Consider the following 14,080-nt stretch of genomic DNA (forward strand, 5'->3'; position numbering starts at 1 on the left):
CACGGTGGAGAGACCTACGACGGCCTGGGCCGCGCTGGCGACGCGGCGCTACCTGGTGTCGTCGTGGCCGTGGCGCAGCTACGCGTACCTGTTCACCTCGGTGCCGGTCGGGGTGCTGACCATCGGCGTCCTCGTCGGTGCCGCGGCGGCCGGCGCAGTGCTGAGCCCGATCCTCATCGGCATCCTGCTGCTGACCGCCTTCCCATTGCTGGGCGTCGTGATCGGCCGGGTCGAGCGGTGGCGCGCCGGGCTGGTGCTGGTGGACGGGATCAGCAGTCCGCACGCGACCATGCCGGGCGGCCGGTCGGTGCGGGAGAGGCTGAAGTTCCGGCGCCGCGAGCAGGCGTCGCTGCGGGCGCTCGGGTACGGCTTCGTCCTGGGCGTCTTCGTCTGGCCGCTCAGCGCCGCGGTGGCCGGGCTCAGTGCGACGGTCCTCGGCGTGACCTTGGCCGCGCCGGTCATCGCTGAAGGCGATCAGCTGGGGATGGGGCCCTGGACGCTGGACACGGCGCGGGAAGGGTTCGTCTTCCTGATCGCCTTCGGTCCGCCGTTCTTCGTCGTCAGCTCGTATCTGGTCGGGGTTCTCGCCGGCGCCGAGGCGTCGCTGGCGAAGGCGATGCTCGGGCCGCGGCAGGAGGAGTTGCAGCGGAATCTCGCCGAGCTGCGGCGGTCCCGGCTGGATCTGGTGGATGCGTTCGAGACCGAGCGGGTGCGGATCGAGCGGCATCTGCACGACGGTGTGCAGCAGCGGCTGGTCGGGCTGACGATGACGCTCGGGCTGGCCGAGCTCGACCTGCCCGAGGGAGACGGGCGCCGGCTGGTCGTGAAGGCGCACGCGGAGGCCGAGGCGGCGCTGGCGGATCTGCGCGAGGCGGTCCGTGGGATCCACCCGCGCGTACTCGTCGACCACGGTCTGGAGGCGGCCGTCCGGGAGGTGGCGGATCGGAGTCCGCTGCCGGTGACGGTCCAGCTGGCATTGCCGTCACGGTTCCCGCCGCCGATCGAGGCAGCGGCGTACTTCGTGGTGAGCGAGGCGCTGGCCAACGTCGCGAAGCATGCCGAGGCGAACAGTTGTGAGGTCGCCGGCTGGGTCGAGCGGGACCAGTTGGTCATCTCGATCACCGACGACGGCCAGGGCGGCGCGACGCTGGGCGCGGGGAGCGGACTCACCGGCTTGGTGACCAGGTTGGACGCCTTGGGAGGCACACTCGTCATCGACAGCCCACCGGGTGGGCCGACGCGACTGAGGATGGAGTGCCCGTGCCGACTCGGCGACTGACCATCGTGCTGGCCGAAGACTCGCTGCTGTTGCGGGAAGGGCTGGCCAGCATCCTGGACCGGGCCGGGCACGAGGTGCGTGACACCGTCGGCGATGCGGACACCCTGCTGGCCGTCGTACGCAAGGAGCCGCCGGACGTCGTCATCACCGACGTACGGATGCCGCCCGGGCACAGTGACGAGGGCCTGCGCGCGGCCGCGGCGATCCGGGCCGAGCTGCCGTCGATCGGGATCCTGGTGCTGTCCCAGTACGTCGCCGACGCGTACCTCTCGTCGTTGCTCGAGACAACGACCGGCGGGATCGGGTACCTGCTGAAGGACCGGGTCGGGCACGTCACCGAGTTCCTCGAGTCACTGGACCGGGTCGCGGACGGTGGCACGGTGGTCGATCCCGAGGTGGTCCGGCAGCTGCTCGCCCGGCGGCGGAACGACGGACCGCTCGCGGCACTCACTCCGCGCGAGCTGGAGGTGCTCGCGCTGATGGCCGAGGGGCGGGTGAACGCGTCGATCGCGGAGCAGCTGGTGGTGAGCGAGGCCGCCGTACGCAAGCACGTCGGGAACATCTTCGCGAAGCTGCAGCTGGACGACGGGCTGGATCGCCGGGTTTCCGCGGTACTCACCTATTTGCGTGGTTGAGACAATCGAGTCATGGACGCTGATATCCGCAAGATCCTGGCGGACTGCCAGACCTGGGCCGTGGTCGGCCTGTCGAACAACACCAGCCGCGCGGCGTACGGCGTGGCCCGGTTCCTGCAGGGGCACGGGAAGCGGATCGTGCCGGTGCACCCGTCGGCGGAGACCGTGCACGGCGAGCAGGGGTACGCGACACTCGCGGAGATCCCGTTCCCGGTCGACTGTGTGGACGTGTTCGTCCGGTCCGAGCTGGCCGGCGACATCGCGGACCAGGCGGTGGGAATCAACGCGAAGGCGGTGTGGTTCCAGCTGGGTGTAGTGGACCAGGACGCCTACACCCGGACGACCGCGGCAGGCCTGACCATGGTGATGAACCACTGCCCGGCGATCGAGTGGGGCCGACTGGGTCCGTCCTGAGACCTGAAGGGGCCCGCATGATCACGATCGACACGTCCACCGGCTTCGGCAAGCGGATCGCACGGCAGCTCGACGACGAGCGGGTGGTGTGGCTGACGACCGTCGGCAAGTCCGGTACGCCGGCGCCGAACCCGGTGTGGTTCCTCTGGCACGACGGCGAGATCCTGATCAGCAGCCAGCCGGCCAAGGCCAAGCTGAACAACATCGCCGACCATCCCCAGGTGGCGGTCAACTTCAACGCCACCCACACCGGCGGGGATGTCGGCGTGATCTCCGGTACGGCGGTCGTCGAGGCGGCACCGATCTCCGGTGACGCCCTGGCCGCCTACAACGCCAAGTACGCCGACGACATCACCCGCCTTGGGATGACCACGGACCAGTTCCACGCCGACTACTCGGTCCTGATCCGGATCACCCCGGAGAAACTGCGCGGTTTCTAGTTCAGGTAGCCCTCGACCGTGTCGGCTGAGCGGGGGGCGGCGGTGTCCGGGTTCTCGCCGAACTCCCGCTTGGCGCGGCGCTGGCGGAGCAGGTCCCAGCACTGGTCGAGCTCGACCTCGAGGGCGCGCAGGCGAGCCTGCTCATCGGTGTCGTTGATCTGGCCGGCAGCGTGCTTGGTGCGGAGCTCGTGCTCCTCGGCGACCAGTTCGTCGATCCGGCTGAAGAGGGGCTTGTCATCGGTCATGAGGAAACCGTACGCCCGTCCGGCAGCGGGGCGCGGGCGAGGAGCTCGGTGATGGCCAGGATCGCGATCGCCTCGGCGGCGATCAGCCCGATCAGCACCACGAGCTGCAGCGCGGCCGCCTCGGTCGGCGAGGCCCCGCCGAGCACCATCCCGACAAACGCTCCAGGCAGCGACACCAGCCCCACGGTCCGGGTCTGATCGAGCGCGGGCAGCAGCGCGTCACCGGCGACCGGACCGACCACCAGCTTGAACGCGTCCGGCTGGAGCAACCCGATCGACAGACCCGCCTCGAACTCGCCGAACCGGGTCCCGTACTCGCTCAGCATCCGCCGCCCGGCCAGCGTGGTCGCGGTCATCGTCCCGCCGATGATGATGCCGCCCATCGGCAGGATCGTCGCCGGGTTGCGCGGCACCACGCCGGGGACGATCAGCAGCAGCAGTACGGCGAGCGCCCCGAGGCCGATCGCGGTCGCGCAGTACATCCACTGCCCCGGGATGACCGCGGTGCCGTGCAGCCGACGGCTGCTGGTGAAGGTCGCGACCACGAACATCACCAGCACGAACGCGATCGCCCCGAGCGTGTGCTGGAGCGCGACGCCGACGACCGCACCGACCGCGGCGAGCTGGACGACCGCGCGCAGGGCGGCGGTGACGATCCCCTTGTCGTGCCGGAGACCGGCGTACCGGGACGCTCCGACGCCGATCGCGATCAGCAACGGCAGGACGACAACGGCGGCGAGGCCCAGCCCGGTGTCCAAGGACATCCAGCTATTTGAGCACGCCCCGCGGCGGTCACCCGTCCTTGAAGTCGGCCTCGTCGTAGGCGTGTTGGGCCGGCGAGGCGCTCTCCACCTTCGCCGCCTCGTCCTCGCGCAGCTCGACCCGCCGGATCTTCCCGGAGATCGTCTTCGGCAGCTCGGCGAACTCGATCCGCCGGATCCGCTTGTACGGCGCCAGGTGTTCGCGGCAGTACCGCAGGATCTCGCCGGCCAGCTCGCGGGACGGCTCGTACCCGGCCGCGAGGACGACGTACGCCTTCGGCACCGCGAGCCGGACCGGGTCCGGCGACGGGACGACGGCCGCCTCGGCGACCGCCGGGTGCTCGATGAGCACCGACTCGAGCTCGAACGGCGAGATGCGGTAGTCGCTGGCCTTGAACACGTCGTCCGAGCGTCCGACGTACGTGATGTACCCGTCCGCGTCCCGGCTCGCGACGTCGCCGGTGTGGTAGTGACCGCCGCGCATGACCTCCTCGGTCAGCTCCCGGGCGTCGCGATAGCCGCGCATCAGCGGGACCGGTGCCGGTGCGAGCTCGATGGAGATCTCGCCGTCGTCACCGACCGTGTCGCTGGCCGGGTCGATCAGCGCGATCGTGTACCCCGGCAGCGGGCGACCCATCGAGCCGAGCTTGACCGGCTGACCCGGCGTGTTGCCGATCTGCGCGGTCGTCTCGGTCTGCCCGTACCCGTCCCGGATGGTGATGTCCCAGGCGTTCCGGACCTGCTCGATCACCTCGGGGTTGAGCGGCTCGCCGGCCGAGATGCACTCCCGGATCTGGACCTTCACCGCGGACAGGTCGGCCTGGATCAGCATCCGCCACACCGTCGGCGGCGCGCAGAAGGTGGTCACGCCGTACGTCTGCAGGACCCGCAGCATCTTCTCGGCGTCGAAGCGCGTGTAGTTGTAGAGGAAGACGGTCGCTCCGGCGTTCCAGGGTGCGAAGACGTTGCTCCAGGAGTGCTTGGCCCAGCCGGGGGAGGAGACGTTCAGGTGGACGTCGCCGGGCTGGAGACCGATCCAGTACATCGTCGACAGGTGGCCGACCGGGTAGCTGACCTGGGTGTGCTCGACCAGCTTGGGCTGGCTCGTCGTTCCCGAGGTGAAGTACAGCAGCAGGGAGTCGCCGGCCGCCGTGTCGACCTCCGGCACGGGTCCGTCGTACGACGCCGAGTCGTCGTAGTCCAGCCAGCCTTCCGCCGGTGAACCGACAGCGACCCGGATGCAGTGGTCAGCGATGCCGGCGTACCTCCCGGCGTCGGCGCCGCTCGTGACCACGGTCCGGACGCCACCGCGCGTGATCCGGTCGGCCAGGTCGGCGTCGGTGAGCAGGGTGGTCGCGGGGATCATCACCGCGCCGGCCCGGATGCAGCCGAGCATGGTCTCCCACAGCTCGACCTGGTTGCCGAGCACGATCAGCACCCGGTCGCCCGGTTGCAGCCCGGCCGTGGTCAGCCAGCCGGCGACCTGACGGGACCGCTCGGCCATCTCGGCGTACGTCCGCGAGGTGACCGCACCGTCCTCCTCGACGATCGTCAGCGCGGCGACCTCGGGCTGCTCGACCGCCAGCGCGTCGAACCAGTCCCGCGCCCAGTTGAACCGGTCGAAGGCCGGCCAGCTGAAGTCCCGGTACGCCGTCTCGTAGTCGTCCCGGTGCGCGACCAGGAAGTCCCGCGCCGTCCGGAACTCCCGTGTGACGTCCGAAGTGCTCTGCTCCGTAGCCATGTCCCGCACATTACCCAGTCAGTGCGAGAACCGATCCCGCCACGACGAGCGGCGTCAGGATCAGGCCGCGCCAGAGGAACGACCACCAGGAGATGTCGACGCGGGCGGCGTCACACCGGGCGCGCCAGAGCAGGGTCGCGAGCGATCCCCAGAGGGTGAGCAGGCAGCCGCAGTTCACCCCGATCAGCAGGGCCATCATCCGGTGCGGGTCGCTCGAGGCGACCGGCTCCATCGCCAGGTACGCCGGGAGATTGTCGACCAGGTTCGCACCGGCTGCCGCGGTCGCGCTCAGCCGCAGTTCGGACGTGGTCCCGGCGACCCGCCTCAACAGATCTTCCAGCCCGTGGGCGGTGAGGAAGCCAACCACGGTGAACAGCACCACCACGGTGATCACGAGCTTCGCCGGGATCAGCGACCACCGCAGCGCACTGCGCCGCCGGACCGCGAACAGCACGACCAGCACGACCGCTCCCACGCTGGCCGGCACAGCGACCTCGATCCCCGACACGAAGGCCGGTCCGAGCAGCAGGCAGACAGCGGTGGATCCCCAGAACAGCACCTTGTCCTCCACCGGCGGCGTCGGCGGCACGACGTACGTCCGGCGCAGGTCACGGTGGAACAGCACGGCCAGCACGGCGACCGTGATCAGGATCGCGGCGATCGCCGGTCGCCAGCTGAACGCGAGGAAGCTCGCGTCGAGCCGGCGGAACTGGTGCAGGGCCAGCAGGTTGGTCAGGTTCGACACGGGGAGCAGCAGTGACGCCGTGCCGGCCAGCCAGACGGTCGTGAACGCGAACAGTTTCGGCGGGATGCCGAGCTGCCGTGCCATCGCGAGGACGACCGGGGTCAGCAGCACGGCGCAGGTATCCAGGGACAGGACGATCGTCAGTACGGTCGCGAGCAGGACGACGAGCAGCCAGAGCCGCCAGACCCGGCCCCGGGCCAGGTGCGCGGCCTCGCGGGCCGCGACGTCGAACACCTTGGCCTGGTCGGCCAGTTCGGCGATGACGGTCACCGCGATCAGGAAGACCAGCACGGGTGCGATCCGCGCGACGATGTTCATCACCTCCCGCCGGGCTGTTTGAGTAGGCTGATCGAGTGACCCCGCCGGATGAGGAGCCGCAGCAACCGGCCCAGTATGACCCCCACCACCCGTCCGGCTACCCGGGCGACCTGGAGGCGGACGTCGTACTGCGGGACGGCGCTACCGCGCACCTCCGGCCGATCGCACCCGCCGATGCGGATCTGCTGGTCGCGTTCTACGCCCGGGTGTCCGAGCAGTCGAAGTACTACCGCTTCTTCGCCCCGTACCCACAACTGTCCGATCGGGACGTGGCGAGGTTCACACAGGTCGACTACCACGACCGGCTGGCGCTCATCGTCACCGTCGGTAGCGAGATGATCGGCGTCGGGCGGTACGAGCGGACCGGCACGCACACCGCGGAGGTCGCGTTCCTGATCGAGGACGCCCACCAGGGCCGCGGCCTCGGACAACTGTTCCTCGAGCACCTGGCCCAGGCGGCCCGGGAGAACGGCATCACCCGGTTCGTCGCCGAGGTGCTGCCGGACAATCGCAAGATGATCACGGTCTTCACCGAGGCCGGGTACAAGGTTGCCCGCGAGTTCGAGGACGGCGTGATCGTGGTCGAGTTCGACATCGCGCCGACCGACACGTCGTTCGGGGTGATGCAGGCCCGCGAGCAGCGCTCCGAGGCGCTGTCGATCGCGCGGCTGCTGACACCGTCGAGCGTCGCGGTGATCGGGGCGAGCCGGCGCGAGGGCACGATCGGCAACGCGCTGCTCCGCAACCTGCGCGACGGCGGGTTCCCCGGCCGGTTGTACGCCGTCAACGCCGACACGACGGCCGACGAGCTCGAGGGCGTCCCGGCGTACCCGACGATCCGTGACGTCGACGACACCGTCGATCTGGCGGTGGTCGCGGTCCGGGCCGACCTGGTCGCCGACGTCGTCCTGGACTGCGCGGCCAAGGGCGTGCGCGGGCTGGTCGTGGTGTCGAGCGGGTTCGCCGAGATCGGGGACGAGGGCCGGAAGCGGCAGCGGTACCTGGTCGGCCTCGCCCGGTCCTACGGGATGCGGGTGATCGGGCCGAACGCGCTCGGGCTGATCAACACCGCGCCGGGTGTCTCGCTGAACGCGACGCTCTCGCCGCTGATGCCGAGCCGGGGCCGGGTCGCGTTCTTCTGCCAGTCGGGTGCGCTCGGGGTGCCGATCCTGGCCGACATGGCCGGCCGTGGCCTCGGGCTGTCGAGTTTCGTGTCCGCCGGCAACCGGGCGGACGTCTCGGGCAACGACCTGATGCAGTTCTGGTACTCCGACGAGGCGACCGAGGTCGTCCTGCTGTATCTGGAGTCGCTGGGCAATCCGCGCAAGTTCAGCCGGGTGTCGCGACGGCTGGCCGGGCGCAAGCCGGTGGTCGCGCTGAAGTCGGGCCGGACCACGCAGGGGGTGCCGGTCGGGCAGATGGTCCGCCGCAGTCAGTTGCCCCCGGCATCGATCGAGTCGATGTTCCGGCAGAGCGGGCTGATCAGGGTGGACACCACCGGCGAACTGTTCGACGTCGCCCAGCTGCTCGCGCACCAGCCGCTGCCGAAGGGACGGCGGGTCGCGATCGTCAGCAACTCCGACGCCTTGACGCTGCTCGCCCTGGACACGATGGCCGGCTGCGGCCTGGACGTGGCGGGGGAGCCGCGCAACCTCAGTGCGGACGCGACCGCGGCCGACTTCGGCGCCGCGTTGTCCGAGGTCTTCGCCGACGACCGCGTGCACTCGATCGTGGTGATCTACACGCCACCGGTGCAGTCGAACGGCGCCGAGGTCGCGCAGGTGCTGGCCGCGGCGGCGGCCGGCTCCGACAAGCCGGTCGTGTCGACCTTCCTCGCGTCTCGCAGTGTCCCCGAGGAGTTGCGGGTGCCGGACGAGGACGGCGGTGCGGCCCGCGGATCGATCCCCTCGTTCCTGAACCCGCAGTACGCCGTCGGCGCGCTGGCGAAGGCGACACAGTACGCGGAGTGGCGGCGGCGGTCGGACAGCCGGATCCCTGACCTGCCGGAGGTCGACACCGCCGGGGGAGAGGACTTCGTCGCGGAGTACCTGCAACGGCACCCGCACGGCTCCGATCTGGACGACTCCGACCGGCAACGGCTGCTGAGTTTCTACGGGATCCCGGTGCTGCCGGCGTTCCCGGTGCTCAGTGCGGACGAGGCGGTCGCGCGGGCCGCGGACCTCGGCTTCGAGGTCATCCTGAAGGCGACTGCCGAGCAGTGGCGGATGCGGCCCGACCTGGCCGACATCTGGCGGCACATCCACGACGCGGACGACATGCGCGCGGCCTGGGCGGAGATGACCCAGACATTCGGCGTCGCGTCGGATCCGGCGCGGGCGCAGTTCGTCGTGCAGAAGATGGCGCCGCCCGGCGTGCCGGTGGTGATCTCGGCGCTGGAGGACGTTTCCTTCGGGCCGGTGGTGACGTTCGGCCTGTCGGGTGTCGCGACCGACCTGCTGGGCGATCGCTCGTACCGGATGCCGCCGTTGACGACGCGCGACGCCGCGGAGATGGTCCGCGAGGTGCGCGCGGCGCCCCTGCTGTACGGCTACCGCGGGTCGGATCCGGTCGACATCCCCGCGATCGAGGACCTGCTGCACCGCGTCTCCCGGCTGACCCTCGACCTCGAGGAAGTCGTGCGGCTGGACCTTCGTTCGGTCCTGGTGTCCGCCGAGGGCGCGACGGTACTCGACACCAGCATCCGGATCGCCCCCAACGAGAAGCCCCGCCAGGACGCTCCGGCCCGCCGCCTGACCTAGCGGCGCGTGTAGATGCTGTTGGTGCGTTCGAGGAGCCGGGCGTCCACCAACTGCCGGCGCAGCGCCGCATGGTCGGGGTGCCAGCGGTTGAGGATCTCGTTCACCTCGGACTCCGGGTAGCTGCGCCCGGGCTCGAAGCTCTGCACCAGATACTCCAGAACGATCCGCAGCTTCTCCGGGAACGTCGGGAAGTGCGTGAGCCGCCCGTCGCGGATGAACGACTTCAGCACGTTGTCCCGGGCCGGGTCCGGGTCGAGTGGCACCCGTTCCGGACGGCTCTCGCGCACCGCGTCCCTGAACGCGCCCTCGTCCGCGCTCAACCCACCGGTGCCGGCGTTGACCAGCCCGCCCTTGGTCAGCCGCTGCAGCGCCTTCACGATCACGGGCGCGGGCAGTCCGGTGCTCCCGGCAACCTGCTCGGGGGTGGTGGCGCCGAGGACGACGGCGGAGTACGTCCGCAGCCTCGACGGTTCGGCCAGCAGTCCACAGAGCTGATCGGCGTTCATGACTTTCACGCTAATCCGCGCCGCAAGCGGATTTCAGCGTGCAAGGATCGGACTCATGCAGCCTGGTCCGCACAACTCGATCACCGATGTCCCCGGCGTCCTGGTCGGTCAGGTCGAGCGCCTCGACGCGCCGTACCTGACGGGTACGACGGTCGTCCACGTGCCGGCCACCGCCGTGGCCGGTGTCGATGTCCGCGGTGGTGCGCCCGGCACCCGGGAGACCGACCTCCTCGATCCGGTGAACTCCAACTCCGGGGTCAACGCGATCGTGCTGACCGGCGGGAGCGCGTACGGACTGGACACGGCCGGCAGCGTGATGCGCTGGCTCGAGGAGCGCGGCGAAGGCGTGCGCGTCGGCCAGGACGACCACGACGTGGTTCCGATCGTCCCGACCGCGGTCATCTTCGACCTCGGCCGCGGCGGCGGGTTCAAGGCCCGGCCGGAGCCGTCCTGGGGCGCCGACGCGATCGCGGCCGCCACCGACGGACCGGTTGCCCTGGGCAACCATGGCGCCGGCGCCGGGGCTCGGGCGCGCTCGCTCAAGGGCGGCGTCGGCTCGGCCAGCGTCCGGCTGGACGACGGTACGACGGTCGGCGCGCTGGTGATCGTGAACGCGGCCGGCTCGACGGTCGACGCCGACGGCAACCTGTACGGCGCCCGCTACGGCCTCGGCGACGAGTTCGCCCACCTGAGCACACCGGTCGAGCCACCCCCGCCCGCCGCGCCCGGACGCAATCTGATCCCCGGGCCCGCGATGAACACCGTGATCGCCGTGCTGGCGACCGACGTACCGCTGGACAAGGCGGCGACGAAGCGGATGGCGATGGTCGCGCACGACGGACTGGCCCGGGCCATCGACCCGATCCACACCCTGGTCGACGGTGACAGCATCTTCGCGCTGTCGACCCGGACCGCCGACGACGACCGGCCGCGGTTGAGCGTCACCGATCCGACCGCCATCGGTCAGCTGGAGACCGTGTTCGCGGCCGGCGCCCGGACGCTGTCCCGCGCGATCGTGCACGCGATGCTCAACGCCGACTCGGTGGAGACCCCGGCCGGCGCCATCCCGAGCTACTGCGACGCCTATCCGTCGGCTTTCCGGACCGACTGACCTACGACCCCAGTCGTACGCGCGGTCGCCGAAAGCCGCCGGAAGACGACGGCAAGACCGGTCCGCGGGCCGACGATCGCGGGTGCCGATCGCGACAGGCTCTGCGGTATGAGCTTCCAGAGTCCCCCACCACAGGTCGTCCTCAGCGGTCACGGCCTGGTCAAGTACTACGGCGAGGTCGTCGGCCTGGCCGGTGTCGATGTCGCGGTCCGGTCCGGTGAGGCGCTCGCCGTCATGGGCCCGAGCGGCAACGGCAAGACCACCCTGCTGCACGTCCTGGCCGGCATCCTCACGCCGGACCAGGGCGAGGTGTGGCTGGGCGGCGAACGCGTCGATCAGCTGAACGACGCCGCCCGCACCGTACTGCGACGCCGTCGACTCGGCTTCGTCTTCCAGGACAACCAGCTGCTCGCCGAGCTTCCCGCCGACGAGAACGTGGCCCTGCCGTTGATGGTCGACGGGCTGAACCGGCGCGACGCGATCGGCCGGGCCCGGATGATGCTCGCCCAGGTCGGGCTTGCCGCCGAAGCCGGGCGCCGCCCCGGCGAGCTCTCCGGTGGTCAGGCGCAGCGCGTCGCCATTGCCCGCGCGTTGGTGGGCGAGCCGCAGGCGGTCTTCGCGGACGAGCCCACCGGTGCTCTCGACGCGGCCACTGGTTCCCAAGTGATCGATCTGCTCGTCGGCGCGGCCACGCATCGCGGTGCCGCGGTGGTTGTCGTCACCCACGACAACGCCGTCGCGGCCCGCTGCCACCGCGTCCTGCGCATCGTCGACGGCCGCGTCAGCGAATCCCTGGGAGCTCCGCGATGAATCCGATGACCGATCTCGGCGTGCGGTTCGTCCGCCGACCAGGTCCCGGCGGCCGCGCTGCCAACCTCGCCGCCCTCGGCGCTACCGCGGTCGTCGCGCTGCTCGTCACCTTCCTGATCGCCGGCTCGCTCGGCCTGGCCCATCGGTCCGACCGGATCGGCTGGCGCAGCGCCGACGGTGCCGACCCGGCGACCGCGATCGGTGCCATCGATCAGACCGACGGCAAGGTGGTCGACGGCCTGCCGATGCTCCAGCTCGATCTCGCGGTCCTGCGCGCCAACCAGTCGCCACCACCGCCCGGACTCGACCACACACCGAAGCCGGGCGAGGTCTTCGTCTCGCCGGAGGCCGCCAAGCACTGGCCCAGCCTGTCGAAGCAGTACGGCGTGGAGCGGCCGACCGGTGTGATCACAGCCAAGGGACTGTCCTCGCCGCAGGAGCTCGTCGTCATCCGCGGGGTCGACTCACTCCGGCCCGACGACCATCCGCAGTACGTGAGCAGCTGGAACGAGGACGTCTGGGACAGCCGGATGCTGGGCCTGCTGTTCGCAGTGGCCTTCGGCATCACGCTCGTACTGTTTCCGATCCTGAGTCTGGTCGGTCAGGCCGCCGGTGTGGCCGCGAAGCGTCGTGAGCACCGACTGGCCGCACTCCGACTCGCTGGAGCCACCAGGACACAAGTGCTCTGGCTGAGTGCGGTCGAGCAGGCAGTGCTCGGTCTGGCCGGTGCAGTCATCGGACTGGTCGGCTACACGGTGCTGAGTCCGCTGATCGCACGCATCCCGCTGGGCGGCGGACGCTGGTACGTGCACGACATCACCGTGAGCTGGTGGAACGTGCTCGTCGTAGTCGCTGCCGTGCCGGTCCTGTCGGTCGTCAGCGCGCTCATCGGGCTCGGACGGGTCAGCATCACCCCGCTGGGCGTCGTACGCGGTCAGACCCGGAAGGCGACCAGTGCGTTCCGGCTGGGGTTGTTGGTGATCGGTCCGCTCGTTCTGGCGTACTACGGGATGCAGGCGGCTCTCATCCCGTTGCTGATCGGTGTGGGCTTCGCCGCGCTCGCCGTACGTGTGATCGGGCCGTGGGCGGTCCAGGTGATCGGCAAGACGATGGCGAACCTGGCCAACGGACCGGTGGCGTTGCTGGCCGGCCGACGGCTGGCGGACGACCCGAAGGGCGCGTTCCGTCCGGTGGCGGCGCTGGTGCTGAGTGGATTCGTCACCGGCTTCATCTCGGTGTTCATGCCGTCGGGAGAGGACGACCCGACGTTCCACGATCTGCGCATCGGTGTGGCGTTGCTGATGGCTCTGGTGTTCCTGACCGTTGCCGCGTCGACCGCCGCGGGTGCTGTCGGTACGGCGCTGGACCAGGCGGTTCCGGCCCGGGCGTTGCGGCGGTCCGGTGTGCCGTTGCGGGTCATCGAGCGGTCCGCTCGGCTGGCGGCCGTCGTACCCGTGATCGGGGTCGGGCTGCCGGTGGTCGGATTCGGTGCGCTGTCGGGGCTGGCGCTGAGTGGCGGGAAGATCATCACGCAGGGCAGTTCCGGCGTCCTGCTGCTGATCGGGCAGGTCGTCGTCGGGCTCGTCCTGGTGGCGGCGGCCGGCACCGCGGGTGCGCCGGTGCTGCGGAGGGCCAGTGCCAACTGACCGTGGTTGTCCACAAGGCGGAATCGTCGCGGGCCCCGTCCGTGCAAGGATGTGAGCATGCGTGACCTCAATGCCCCGGAACTCGCGGACGCGTCCGCAGACCTGCGCGAGGCGATCGACCGGTGTGGCTACTACCCCGATGTCGTGACGGATTCGCTCGCGGTCGCGATCGCCGGCGAACCGATCCGCGCGTTCGTCCTGCAGCACGAACCGACCTTCGACCGTGACGAGGTCCGGCGGCACATCACGATCCTGGCGCTGACCCCGTCCCGGCTGATCGTCGGGCACACCGACGAGCACGCCGCCGACGAACTCATCCGCGCGCCGTACGCGTCGACCTCGACCGAGGCGATCCCGCTGCAGCGGGTGAACGCGGTGGTCGTGAACCGCGTGGTTCCCAACCCGGCGGGCTACGCCTCCGGCAAGTCCGACCCGGCGGTGGCCGGCGGTGGCGAGGTCGTGCTGACCATCGGCTGGGGCATGGTGAACCGGATCGACCTCGAGCCGGCCGTCTGCGCCGACCCGAACTGCGAGGCCGACCACGGCTACACCGGCTCGGTCGCCGCCGACGACATCTCGCTGCGGATCAGCGCCGCCGCGGACGGCCCGGCCGGGATCCAGCAGGTGCTCGAGTTCGCGCAGGCCCTGTCGTTCGCGACCAGCAGGTAGT

General features: G+C 70.5%; 14 protein-coding genes. 9 read left to right on the forward strand and 5 right to left on the reverse strand.

Annotation, left to right across the window (positions count from 1 at the left end; all coding sequences use genetic code 11):
* The first annotated feature begins 4 nt into the window (after positions 1-4).
* Genes ACZ6O0_RS00950 through ACZ6O0_RS00965 form a run of 4 tightly spaced genes read left to right on the forward strand, consistent with a single transcriptional unit; the run spans position 5 to position 2,768 of the window.
* Complete coding sequence (locus ACZ6O0_RS00950; protein WP_465762733.1) at positions 5-1,279, forward strand: sensor histidine kinase; 1,275 nt, start codon at positions 5-7, stop codon at positions 1,277-1,279.
* Complete coding sequence (locus ACZ6O0_RS00955; RefSeq protein ID WP_465762734.1) at positions 1,261-1,914, forward strand: LuxR C-terminal-related transcriptional regulator; 654 nt, start codon at positions 1,261-1,263, stop codon at positions 1,912-1,914. The genes ACZ6O0_RS00950 and ACZ6O0_RS00955 overlap by 19 nt, the downstream gene beginning before the upstream one ends.
* Before the next feature lie 12 nt (positions 1,915-1,926).
* A complete protein-coding gene (locus ACZ6O0_RS00960; protein ID WP_465762735.1) occupies positions 1,927-2,328 on the forward strand; it encodes a CoA-binding protein in 402 nt (133 codons plus the stop codon).
* A gap of 17 nt (positions 2,329-2,345) precedes the next feature.
* Positions 2,346-2,768, forward strand: a complete 423-nt coding sequence (locus tag ACZ6O0_RS00965) for a TIGR03667 family PPOX class F420-dependent oxidoreductase (RefSeq protein WP_465762736.1) — start codon at positions 2,346-2,348, stop codon at positions 2,766-2,768.
* Here the strand turns inward: ACZ6O0_RS00965 and ACZ6O0_RS00970 are convergent.
* From ACZ6O0_RS00970 to ACZ6O0_RS00985, 4 genes are read right to left on the reverse strand one after another with little or no spacing between them, the layout of a single operon-like run.
* Complete coding sequence (locus ACZ6O0_RS00970) at positions 2,765-3,013, reverse strand: DUF2630 family protein (RefSeq protein WP_465762737.1); 249 nt, start codon at positions 3,011-3,013, stop codon at positions 2,765-2,767. The two genes, ACZ6O0_RS00965 and ACZ6O0_RS00970, sit on opposite strands and share 4 nt — an antisense overlap.
* On the reverse strand, positions 3,010-3,777 hold the full coding sequence (locus ACZ6O0_RS00975) for an ABC transporter permease (protein WP_465762738.1): 768 nt from the start codon (positions 3,775-3,777) through the stop codon (positions 3,010-3,012). Before ACZ6O0_RS00975 ends, ACZ6O0_RS00970 begins: the two co-directional genes overlap by 4 nt.
* A gap of 28 nt (positions 3,778-3,805) precedes the next feature.
* Positions 3,806-5,515: an AMP-binding protein gene (locus ACZ6O0_RS00980; RefSeq protein ID WP_465762739.1), complete on the reverse strand. Its 1,710-nt coding sequence runs from the start codon at positions 5,513-5,515 to the stop codon at positions 3,806-3,808.
* 10 nt (positions 5,516-5,525) lie between these two features.
* Positions 5,526-6,578: an ArsB/NhaD family transporter gene (locus tag ACZ6O0_RS00985; protein WP_465762740.1), complete on the reverse strand. Its 1,053-nt coding sequence runs from the start codon at positions 6,576-6,578 to the stop codon at positions 5,526-5,528.
* A 35-nt stretch (positions 6,579-6,613) separates the two neighbouring features.
* On the opposite strand from ACZ6O0_RS00985, the gene ACZ6O0_RS00990 reads away from it, so the two are divergent.
* On the forward strand, positions 6,614-9,337 hold the full coding sequence (locus ACZ6O0_RS00990) for a bifunctional acetate--CoA ligase family protein/GNAT family N-acetyltransferase (RefSeq protein WP_465762741.1): 2,724 nt from the start codon (positions 6,614-6,616) through the stop codon (positions 9,335-9,337).
* On the opposite strand, the gene ACZ6O0_RS00995 is transcribed toward ACZ6O0_RS00990, so the two are convergent.
* Positions 9,334-9,843: a DUF2087 domain-containing protein gene (locus ACZ6O0_RS00995; RefSeq protein WP_465762742.1), complete on the reverse strand. Its 510-nt coding sequence runs from the start codon at positions 9,841-9,843 to the stop codon at positions 9,334-9,336. The two genes, ACZ6O0_RS00990 and ACZ6O0_RS00995, sit on opposite strands and share 4 nt — an antisense overlap.
* 55 nt (positions 9,844-9,898) lie before the next feature.
* Between ACZ6O0_RS00995 and ACZ6O0_RS01000 the strand changes: the two genes are divergently transcribed.
* The 4 genes from ACZ6O0_RS01000 (at position 9,899) to ACZ6O0_RS01015 (ending at position 14,079) form a co-directional block, all read left to right on the forward strand.
* Positions 9,899-10,954, forward strand: a complete 1,056-nt coding sequence (locus ACZ6O0_RS01000) for a P1 family peptidase (protein WP_465762743.1) — start codon at positions 9,899-9,901, stop codon at positions 10,952-10,954.
* 108 nt (positions 10,955-11,062) lie between these two features.
* Positions 11,063-11,764, forward strand: a complete 702-nt coding sequence (locus ACZ6O0_RS01005) for an ABC transporter ATP-binding protein (protein WP_465762744.1) — start codon at positions 11,063-11,065, stop codon at positions 11,762-11,764.
* A complete protein-coding gene (locus ACZ6O0_RS01010; protein ID WP_465762745.1) occupies positions 11,761-13,410 on the forward strand; it encodes an FtsX-like permease family protein in 1,650 nt (549 codons plus the stop codon). Before ACZ6O0_RS01005 ends, ACZ6O0_RS01010 begins: the two co-directional genes overlap by 4 nt.
* Before the next feature lie 57 nt (positions 13,411-13,467).
* Positions 13,468-14,079: a DUF5998 family protein gene (locus ACZ6O0_RS01015; protein WP_465762746.1), complete on the forward strand. Its 612-nt coding sequence runs from the start codon at positions 13,468-13,470 to the stop codon at positions 14,077-14,079.
* Position 14,080 lies beyond the last annotated feature (1 nt).

Source organism: Kribbella sp. NPDC048837 (genome assembly GCF_055586945.1).

Coding starts and splice junctions, on each gene's coding strand:
- ACZ6O0_RS00960 (WP_465762735.1), top strand. CDS start 1,927: ATGGACGCTGATATCCGCAAGATCCTGGCGGACTGCCAGACCTGGGCC.
- ACZ6O0_RS00965 (WP_465762736.1), top strand. CDS start 2,346: ATGATCACGATCGACACGTCCACCGGCTTCGGCAAGCGGATCGCACGG.
- ACZ6O0_RS00970 (WP_465762737.1), bottom strand. CDS start 3,013: ATGACCGATGACAAGCCCCTCTTCAGCCGGATCGACGAACTGGTCGCC.
- ACZ6O0_RS00975 (WP_465762738.1), bottom strand. CDS start 3,777: ATGTCCTTGGACACCGGGCTGGGCCTCGCCGCCGTTGTCGTCCTGCCG.
- ACZ6O0_RS00980 (WP_465762739.1), bottom strand. CDS start 5,515: ATGGCTACGGAGCAGAGCACTTCGGACGTCACACGGGAGTTCCGGACG.
- ACZ6O0_RS00985 (WP_465762740.1), bottom strand. CDS start 6,578: ATGAACATCGTCGCGCGGATCGCACCCGTGCTGGTCTTCCTGATCGCG.
- ACZ6O0_RS00995 (WP_465762742.1), bottom strand. CDS start 9,843: ATGAACGCCGATCAGCTCTGTGGACTGCTGGCCGAACCGTCGAGGCTG.
- ACZ6O0_RS01000 (WP_465762743.1), top strand. CDS start 9,899: ATGCAGCCTGGTCCGCACAACTCGATCACCGATGTCCCCGGCGTCCTG.
- ACZ6O0_RS01005 (WP_465762744.1), top strand. CDS start 11,063: ATGAGCTTCCAGAGTCCCCCACCACAGGTCGTCCTCAGCGGTCACGGC.
- ACZ6O0_RS01010 (WP_465762745.1), top strand. CDS start 11,761: ATGAATCCGATGACCGATCTCGGCGTGCGGTTCGTCCGCCGACCAGGT.
- ACZ6O0_RS01015 (WP_465762746.1), top strand. CDS start 13,468: ATGCGTGACCTCAATGCCCCGGAACTCGCGGACGCGTCCGCAGACCTG.